9 protein-coding genes are annotated in these 9196 nt (G+C 38.4%); 4 read left to right on the forward strand and 5 right to left on the reverse strand.

Annotation, left to right across the window (positions count from 1 at the left end; genetic code table 11):
- The first annotated feature begins 47 nt into the window (after positions 1-47).
- Entirely contained in the window at positions 48-485 is a 438-nt protein-coding gene (locus ACFSTH_RS09870; protein WP_377770376.1) for a winged helix-turn-helix transcriptional regulator, read from the forward strand.
- Here ACFSTH_RS09870 and ACFSTH_RS09875 read toward each other — a convergent pair.
- Genes ACFSTH_RS09875 through ACFSTH_RS09885 form a run of 3 tightly spaced genes read right to left on the reverse strand, consistent with a single transcriptional unit; the run spans position 482 to position 3059 of the window.
- Positions 482-1252, reverse strand: a complete 771-nt coding sequence (locus ACFSTH_RS09875; protein WP_377770374.1) for an ABC transporter permease — start codon at positions 1250-1252, stop codon at positions 482-484. The two genes, ACFSTH_RS09870 and ACFSTH_RS09875, sit on opposite strands and share 4 nt — an antisense overlap.
- Before the next feature lie 3 nt (positions 1253-1255).
- Positions 1256-2242, reverse strand: a complete 987-nt coding sequence (locus ACFSTH_RS09880; RefSeq protein ID WP_377770372.1) for an ABC transporter substrate-binding protein — start codon at positions 2240-2242, stop codon at positions 1256-1258.
- 22 nt (positions 2243-2264) lie between these two features.
- Positions 2265-3059, reverse strand: coding sequence for an ABC transporter ATP-binding protein (locus tag ACFSTH_RS09885; protein WP_377770370.1), 795 nt, complete (start codon positions 3057-3059; stop codon positions 2265-2267).
- Positions 3060-3333: 274 nt separating this feature from the next.
- Between ACFSTH_RS09885 and ACFSTH_RS09890 the strand changes: the two genes are divergently transcribed.
- Positions 3334-4548 carry a benzoate/H(+) symporter BenE family transporter gene (locus tag ACFSTH_RS09890; protein WP_377770368.1) on the forward strand — a complete coding sequence of 405 codons (1215 nt, stop codon included), beginning with the start codon at positions 3334-3336 and terminating at the stop codon, positions 4546-4548.
- Between the two features lie 37 nt (positions 4549-4585).
- Here the strand turns inward: ACFSTH_RS09890 and ACFSTH_RS09895 are convergent, their stop codons facing one another.
- The gene (locus tag ACFSTH_RS09895; RefSeq protein ID WP_377770366.1) at positions 4586-5131 is read right to left on the reverse strand and encodes a superoxide dismutase family protein; all 546 of its coding nucleotides are present in this window, start codon (positions 5129-5131) and stop codon (positions 4586-4588) included.
- Between the two features lie 213 nt (positions 5132-5344).
- Between ACFSTH_RS09895 and ACFSTH_RS09900 the strand changes: the two genes are divergently transcribed.
- Positions 5345-6250: a DMT family transporter gene (locus ACFSTH_RS09900; protein WP_377770364.1), complete on the forward strand. Its 906-nt coding sequence runs from the start codon at positions 5345-5347 to the stop codon at positions 6248-6250.
- Here the strand turns inward: ACFSTH_RS09900 and wsfD are convergent.
- On the reverse strand, positions 6192-7640 hold the full coding sequence (wsfD, locus tag ACFSTH_RS09905; RefSeq protein WP_377770362.1) for a glycan biosynthesis hexose transferase WsfD: 1449 nt from the start codon (positions 7638-7640) through the stop codon (positions 6192-6194). The genes ACFSTH_RS09900 and wsfD overlap by 59 nt on opposite strands.
- A gap of 267 nt (positions 7641-7907) precedes the next feature.
- Between wsfD and ACFSTH_RS09910 the strand changes: the two genes are divergently transcribed.
- Positions 7908-8687, forward strand: a complete 780-nt coding sequence (locus ACFSTH_RS09910) for an alpha/beta fold hydrolase (protein WP_377770513.1) — start codon at positions 7908-7910, stop codon at positions 8685-8687.
- Positions 8688-9196 lie beyond the last annotated feature (509 nt).

The following is a 9196-nucleotide window of genomic DNA, read 5'->3' on the forward strand; positions in this document are numbered from 1 at the left end:
TATACTTAGTGTAATATTTATACATTGTGGCTATAAGGAGGCTCACCATGAAAACAAGATACGATTTACCTTGTAACATTGCGCAAACATTAAACATTATTGGCGATCGTTGGACACTGCTCATTATTCATGAGCTTATGATTGGTCATACTACATTTAGTGTAATTAAAGAAAACTTAACTGGCTTATCCTCCAAACTATTGTCTGAACGACTCAAACATTTGGAAGAGGCTGGATTAGTTCACTCGATCCTTTATTCTGACCACCCACCACGTTATGCGTATCAACTAACAGCAAGTGGTATGGCGCTAGAGCCTGTATTTCAATCCTTTATTATATGGGGACAGCAACATCTACCACATTGCTACAAACAATTAGTACACACCACCTGTGGTCACGCTGTAACGCAAGTATGCTATTGTCCAAATTGTAAAACAGAAACGGATAACGTCAAAGCAGTAGCGGTTGCGACAAATTTGGCTTAAGCTCCCCACCGTTTTTGCATCATTCGTTCGAATAACCGAACTGCTTGATCTAGTAATAATCCACACAAACCGATACTAATAATACCTGCTAACACTAAGTCCAATCGAATCATGTTGCGAGCATCAATAATGAGAAAGCCAAGACCTGATTGTGCACCAACCATTTCACCTGATACGAGAAAAATCCATGCGGTGCCGACTGCCATATGCAGTCCGCTCGCAATATGAGGAAATGCTGCTGGAAATACAATTTTACGAAGCATCGCCAGCGGGCTTAACTGCAAATTTTGACTAAGTTTCAAATAGATCTCTGGTACTTGTCTTACACCAGCAACAGCAGATAATAATATCGGAAAGAAAGCAGCTAGAAAAATAATAACAATCGCGGGTATATTCCCTATACCAAACCACAATACAATGAACGGCGACCAGGCAATCGGTGAAACGGGACGTAATAGCTGGACAATGGGATCAATCACTCGGTATAACCGAGGTAACCGACCAAGCATAATACCAAGCGGTATAGCTACCATAGTTGCCAGCAAATATCCTATTAAAAATCGAAATAGACTAATACGTAAATGCTGCCATAATTCACCCGATATAATCAGTTGTTGCAGCGCAATCGCCACATCCATTGGCGCTGGCAACAACGTTCGTTCATAATGACCAAGAACAACAATCAGTTGCCAAATGACCAACAATAAACTTAACCCTAACAAAACAGGAAATGTCTTTTTCCCTATACGCCATATTGTTTGCATCATCAGTTACGACACCTTATCAAATAATGTATTATCAACAAACTGCTCATAAGTAGGCGGTTGCTCCGACAACCCCATCTCCATCATGTATTGTCGTAATATTTTATAATCAGCTTCCTCTATTTTTAATTCATCATAAGAGATCCATTGCAAAGATACATCTAACACTGCTTGATCAATATTCATGTATTGCATTAGTATCTCTTTTACGTGATCGTCATTCTTTTCCGCCAATTTCCCTGCTTCTTTGTACCAATGGACGAACTCTTCAGCGACTACCCGTTGTTCCTCAATAAACTGCTCACGCAATACTAATGCGCAATCTACAGAATTCGGCCATAGTTCATCCGATTGATAGAGCACTTTCCCTTTACTCATCACTACTGCCTTTGCCCCAAAGGGTTCGGCGACTACATAACCAGATATTCTACCTTCCGCCAAAGCGACAGGCATCTCTGCTGGTGGCAATTGGATCGCTTGCACATCTTCGTAAGCCATTCCCGCCTCTTTTAACATTTGATAAAGTAATATGTTGTGTGTCGAATACGGATGAGGAATCGCAAACGGCTTCCCTTGCAAGTCTTGAACTGATTCAATATCAGGGGCAGTAATAACGACATTGCCATCTTTATGACCAAGTGCGACCGCCTTCAACGCAATCCCTTGCTCTTTCGCTTTCATTGCCAGTTCAATTAACACCGATGCTCCATCTATTCGCCCGCTATTCAATGCATCCATCAAATCAGGCCAAGAACCAAACTTCACTAATTCCAATTCGAAGCCACTATACCCTGCCGTGCTTGCTTCGATATATAGCGGTGCAGCATGTGTAATCGGCAAGTAACCAATCTTCACCTTTGGCTGAGCCGGTAATGTGGAGACAGGTGCATTGGTCGTCGCTGTACCGCCACAAGCGGCTAACAAACCAATTAAAATCGTCCATACTATTATGCTTCTTACCACTTTCGTCTGAATGGAATACTTTATTTTCACAACCTATCTCCTCTCCACTTCATTAAATAACAAATTCCTCCACTTGCTTCGTACCAGATAAACGAAATAGAGATAAAATCCGCTTACGATAATGTTGAAAATCAGCATCACCACGATCAAACGGCTTTGGAGCTACAATAGGAATTGTCGCAGTAATCGTACCAGGAGTAGCTTGCATAATAAGTACGCGATGAGATAACGTAATTGCTTCGTCAATATCGTGCGTTACTAATATAATCGTTACTTTTTCTTGTTGCTGTATTCGGAGTAATTCATCCTGCAAAGCATACTTCGTAAACGTATCTAAAGCTGCAAATGGTTCATCCATTAACAATAATTTCGGCTGCATAACAAGCGCTCGTGCTAATGCGGTTCGCTGCTGCATACCGCCGGATAATTGTGCTGGAAAAGCGGTCATACGATCTTGTAATCCAACTAATGAAATATAATGTGCTGCCCTATCGCTTATTTCCTGCTTCGTAAGTGACATCCCATGCAGTGCTAACTCTACATTAGATCGAACGGAGCGCCATGGTAACAACCCATACGATTGAAACAGCATTACACAATGCCGCCCGGGTTTCGTAACTAATTGTCCACCAATCCGTACAACACCACTATCCCCTTGTTCGAATCCGCCGATAATACTTAACAACGTACTCTTTCCACAGCCGCTCTGTCCTAATAAAGAAACTATTTCTCCTTCTTTAATTTCTACATTCACACCATGTAATACTTGCTGTGAATATCCATCTTGCGAATAACTTTTGCACAATTGCTGGACAGAAACGGCAGGAACAGTAGCAGTATCTTCCATCTCACACCTCCTATCCATCCTTTCCGACTTTAATACAACATATCCAATGAGTTTAGTATGAATTAAAGTAATATTAATATACTCTGTTAAAAAAAGCAACCCTCTAGCATACTTTTTTACAAAAAACTTCCGCAAATATACTTTGGACTACTCGTTTTCGCAAAAACTCTTTAAAATTTGTCATTGAATTGTGACTTTTTTTATTTTAAGAACGAGTTGTTTTCGTTATACTCTAGAAGACAGCGAAGACATATAGAGAACAGAAGGTCAGTTGATGATGAAAAAAACAATAATACAAGCACCACAAATTGCTAGTGGCATACTTTCAGCTTTAATGGTATGGACAGGCGGCGCGATGATGATTTTGACAGCTGCTGCTCGATTGGGATTAGATCAGTCATCCATCGTTTCATGGATTTTTACCGTCTATGTTGCTGGTGGCATCTTAAATATATGGTTAGCAGTAAAATATAAAATTCCATTCGCCGGAGCACATTCCTTGACTGCTGCTGCTTTTTTAAGTATGAGTGCGATGGAAGTAAGTGTGCCTTACTTGGTCGGGAGCTTTATTATGGCGGGAGCGATCATTGTTATTCTCGGAATAACTGGTCTATTCCAAAAATTGTTACATGCCATTCCCAAAACTATTATAGACGCCATGCTAGCAGGGTTAATTTTGCATTATGTCGTAGATATCGTTCCTGTATTTCAACATGCGCCAATAGTTGCTATTCTATCATTGCTGGGCTATTTTATTATTCCCAAAATTTCCAAAGCACTGCCACCACTACTCGGAGTACTTATATTCGGTATTGTCGGTTTACTACTGGTCTACGATTTCCCGGCAATGACTCAACTACCTTTTAGTTTGCCACAATTCACTATACCGAAATTTTCAGCTACTTATTTGTTATCGTTATCGCTTCCGATTGCCATTCTTATCATTAGTAACGACTTAGCGGTAGCACTAGCTGCTCTCAAAAATAACGGCTATGATGTACCAACCAATAAAGCAATAATGATGTCAGGAATAGCAACCGTAGCTGGCGGTTTTTTCGCCGGACATGCAATTACTGTCGGTGGTATGATGACAACGGTTTGTAGTAGTGAGCAAACTGGAGAAAAAGATGTTCGTTACAAAGCAGGCGTAGTATCTAGTATTTTCGTCATTTTGTTCGGCTTATTTGCCTGGAAATTAGTATCGCTGATTCAGCTATTACCTAGTTACTTTATTGCGATTATTACAGGCTTCTCCTTACTAAATATATTAATGAATAGTTTAAAATCGGCATTTCAACATCACTCCTATCGAATATCTGCCTTTTTAGCGTTTATTATTGCGATTGCTAATGTATCCTTTTTCGGTATATCAGCGGCACTTTGGTCATTGTTAATCGGAACGATAGCTGCCAAATGGTACAAAGAATCGGATACTATCTCAATAAACATAACGAATCAAAACAAACAGCAGTTAAAAGAAGAACCGTAGTTGCTTCCTCTAACTGCTGTTTATTTATAACGATTACTTACTTAATGACACCACATGCCACGCGATCACCACTATCACCGGCTGGATCTGTTTTATAATCGTCCGCCTTCGCATGGATAACCAGTGATGTACCATCCGGTTTAATAATAGAATTCATTTTTCCTTGTTGTAAAGTTACAGCGGCAGTCATGATAGTAGCATCAACTTTACCATCTTGATCCACTGTTATATTAGGTAAGTCTCCCCCATGAAATCCATCTGGATTTTCAAAACCATGTTTTTTCTTGGTCGGATTAAAGTGAGAACCTGCTGATTGAAAGGTCGGCGCTTCACAAAGACCTACTTCATGAATATGAATACCATGAACTCCAGGAGATAGTGAGTGCGCTTGAATGTGAATACTCACTTTGCCATCTTGCTCCGTCAATGTTGCTTCACCAATTGATTTACCTAGCGCATTGCTAATTGCTACTTTAACAGCATGATCACTCTGTTTCTCTTCTGCTTGAGTTGGTAAATATATTGCAAACACAGCTACTACTACTAATGAAACTATTGAAGCAAATGCTACATATTTTTTCATTGCAACCTCCAAAGTGTCTAATATCTATAGTCTCATGCGGAGTTATACTGCTAAATATAACCGCAACTGTTATCAGTGTTAACAATTTATTGGAAAGTATGCACTAATTCGACAAGCTTTATGTTTACTTTGTTTTGGATGTCAGTTCTTTGCCATTGCTCTCCGCTAATATTGCGGTATAATCGAGTTACAATAGGAACTGATGGAGAGAAAATGATGAATAAAATGTGGGTTAATTATGTGGGACTCATTGCCATTGCTATCATATGGGGCGTTAACTTTGGAGTTTCACGACTAGCGATGGAATCCTTCCATCCCATTGTTTTTACTATGCTGCGCTTTGGATTAGCTATTCCGTTCTTTTTTATTATTTTAAAGTGGAAAGAAGGCAATATTAGCATTCCTTGGCGATTAGTTCCGTACATTGCGGTAATTAGTTTATTAGGGGTTACGGCGCTAGAAATTATGTCGATGTACGCGATCAAATATACGACGCTTGCTAATGCTTCTTTACTTAGCGTAGCTCCTTGGCCTATTTTTGCTGCATTATTATCCCCATTATTTATGAAGGAAGCAATTACTCCACGGTTAATTCTTGGAGGTGCTATTTGTTTCATCGGCGTTAGTTTTGTTATTCTGGGTGGTGATGAAGGTTTCAATATGTCTAGCAATCTTATGTTAGGTAACGCTTTAGCTTTATTAATTAGTATCGTTGGTCCATTGTTCAATTTAAGCTCCATGTCGCTGATGCGACAATTTTCGGCATTACGAATAAGTACGTGGACGATCGTTTTCGGCGCTATCTTTATGCTGCCACTTACGATTGGCAAATGGCAAGCAACCAACTGGGCAGCACTACAATTCGAGCAATATGCCGCTATTGTATACAATGTTATATTGTGCACTGTCGTTGCTTTCGTCGTTTGGAATGCCTGTATGTTTAGAGTCGGAGCCACTCGAGCTAACTTTTTTCGGTATGCCGTTCCAGCAGCGGCTATGATAACTGGGTTTATTATGTTTGGAGAAAGCATCACACTGTTTCAAGTACTCGGAGCACTGGTTATGGCCGCCGGGCTTGTTTGGATAACGAGAGGCGATCGAAAAGCCAACCTACAATAACAACTAGCATCACATCAAATACAACATTAAACATAAACATATGTTTACTAAGATCGGCATGTCCATCTCCAATAACCGGAATAAGAAAGCTAAAACAGCCGGTTAGACCGATGATAGCGAACAATTCCCAAACCATTTTGGTATCATACTGTCGGTTTTTCCACCATTGGTAAGCAACGATCAAAAAATATACAGCAAATATACTTAGTACAAAAAGTAACTGGCGCGGCATATACTGATGTTTGAACTCACTCCATCCACTATAGCGATAAGCTACTGCTCCGGGCGCTTTGCCCACTTGTTGTTCGTAGCTGCCTAAGTAATAAGGTCTAATCGTCATACTATGTTCAGCCGCTACTTGCGCTTTTTCCAGCAGACGCATCGGATGGGTAATATAATATTTAATAACAGAACCATGCGAAATATGATCATAAAAATCAGCCTGTAAACTCGGATCAGTTTGCTTAATGACAGTATTCGCTTCGAAGTAATTTGTACCTGCTAAAACGTGCAAATGTTCCGGCAATCCCAGTGTTTGCAAATCTGTTTTCACATCAGTAGAGCCATTTAAAATGCCAAAAAAAACCGTTTGATACAAATTGATCTGCTTGAACTCTTTTGGAGCAAAACTATAGATCGCCATCGATCCGAGCAAAGTAATCGCTGACAGCATATACGCTAAGCGACGCCAGTTTCCGTCACGATGCAGCGTAGCATAACGAAGAGCAAGAATCGAAAATGCAATCCCAATCGGAGCATTTTGTGTTTTGGAGCCAACGAAAAACAAAATAGAAACAAACAATAAAATAAGTACTGTTTTTTTCCTGTTTAGCTGTGTAACTTGTGTAACTAACAAGCCGAAACCAATCGTTAATAGAAAGAACAATAGCGACACCGGTTCACCAAAAAGCGAGTTAAAATAAGCAGTATAGGCACTATCAAAAAATACAAATAGCAATAAAATCGCTACACTTATCCGTACCAACCGATGCACCGATTGCAGCGCAAATAAAATCAGCCAGCCAGCTGCTAACAATAATAACGAATATAGTACAGCCAGTACCCGAATATCGAACAGACTACTACTAACAACGTAACCAATCAAACGAGCGACTGCCACGATAATAATATGCGAGGAAAAATAAAACCCTCGAAAAAAATGGTCATAGGCAAAATAGCGATGGGCATATTGAAAAAATTGCGCTTCATAGCTCTGTTGCAAGTCACTATAATTTAAACCAATCGTACCCATTATTCTTAAAAAGTCCCCATTATCGGCAACCCCAACGAATAGCTTTGTAAACAAAATACTTCCCAAAACAATAGTTCCAACTATAACAAATAGCCATTCCAAACGAACGCGAAACAGTTGTAAATACCACTTACTCATTTTTTCTCTCCTGTCATCCTACCTCAAAATTCACCTCTTGCTCTATTAGCAGTATGTACAACATTTTTTTCTTTCACACCATTTAATAAAAAAAGGTATAACTCTACTAATTGAATATTACGCCGAAATATAGTAAAAGGAAATTTCAGTGTTTTATAGATTACATAATATTTTATCCATGGATTAAACACTATTTTCATATTAATTACCCTATTTTTTGGTATAATCATATTGAAAACAAAAAAAGCAGACAAAGAGGTGAATCGTTTGAGCTTGGCTTATCAAGAATATGGAAGTAATAATGCTCCTTTAATGGTGTTTTTGCACGGCGGTGGAGTTAGTGGTTGGATGTGGGATAAACAAATACAATATTTTAACGATTACCATTGTCTGACGATAGATTTGCCTGAGCAAGGGGCAAGTAAACATACAAAAAATTTTACAATGGCATACAGTGCAGAAAAAGTAATAGAGTTAATAGAAAAAAAGGCTAACGGTCAGCTAGTAATTGTCGTTGGATTCTCATTAGGTGCGCAAGTAACTATTCAAATGTTAAGTATTAACTCCAATTTAATTGATTATGCGATCATTAATAGTGCACTAGTTCGTCCCAATTTGTTGCTAAAAATACTAATACGACCGTTTATAAAATTATTTTTTCCTTTAGTCAAAAACAAAACTTTTTCTAAACTACAAGCAAAAACACTTTACATTGATGAACAAAAATTTGATACCTATTATAAGGAAAGCCTTCAAATGAAATCAGATACTTTGATTAGAATATTAGAAGAAAATATGTCTTTTGAAATACCCAGTAGTTTTAAAAAAGCAGAGAGCAAAATATTAGTTACAATTGGTGAAAAAGAAAAAGCAATGATGATAAAATCAGCCAAAGATATCGTTGCAGCTAATACCAATTGTACTGGAATAATGATACCCAATGCTGGACATGGAATATCATTATCGCATCCTATTTTCTTTAATCAAATGGTAGAAAAGTGGCTACAAGAAGGTACGTTACCTCCAGACGTAGTACCAATCAAATAAATAGTTGATATTTATTTGTTGCTACATTATTCGAAGAAAACAAACAAGTGCTCCAATTGTCACCTACTATGATAAATAAAACTGCTATCGTTGCAAACACAAATTTAGCTAACCATATGTCTGATTTGTGGGAGCAATAGCAAAATTAAACTTCGTTATCGCCGTAAGCACCGATAGCATTGTTCTTATCTTTTATTTTTGTATAATATTAATATTCATACGCGCTAAGTGATATACGGCTCCATTTATACGAAATTTCATACAAAACCTTGATACACAGAAAAATATACCAATGTTTGTACGTTTTTTAGCATAAAATCCATCCACGACATTTGATATACAGCTCCTTTTATACGAAATTTCGCACAAAACCTTTATAAAAAAGTAAAGTCCATATAATTGTGTAAAATGCATCTGGAAGAAAATAAGAAGAGCCATGATGAATTATTTCCTTTAGAATGAAGTTGTCGAGACGACATTCAATGGAGGGATTCATCATGACTCAATAT

It is taken from the genome of Paenibacillus yanchengensis (genome assembly GCF_042684845.1).
Classification (GTDB): Bacteria; Bacillota; Bacilli; order Paenibacillales; family Paenibacillaceae; genus Pristimantibacillus; species Pristimantibacillus yanchengensis.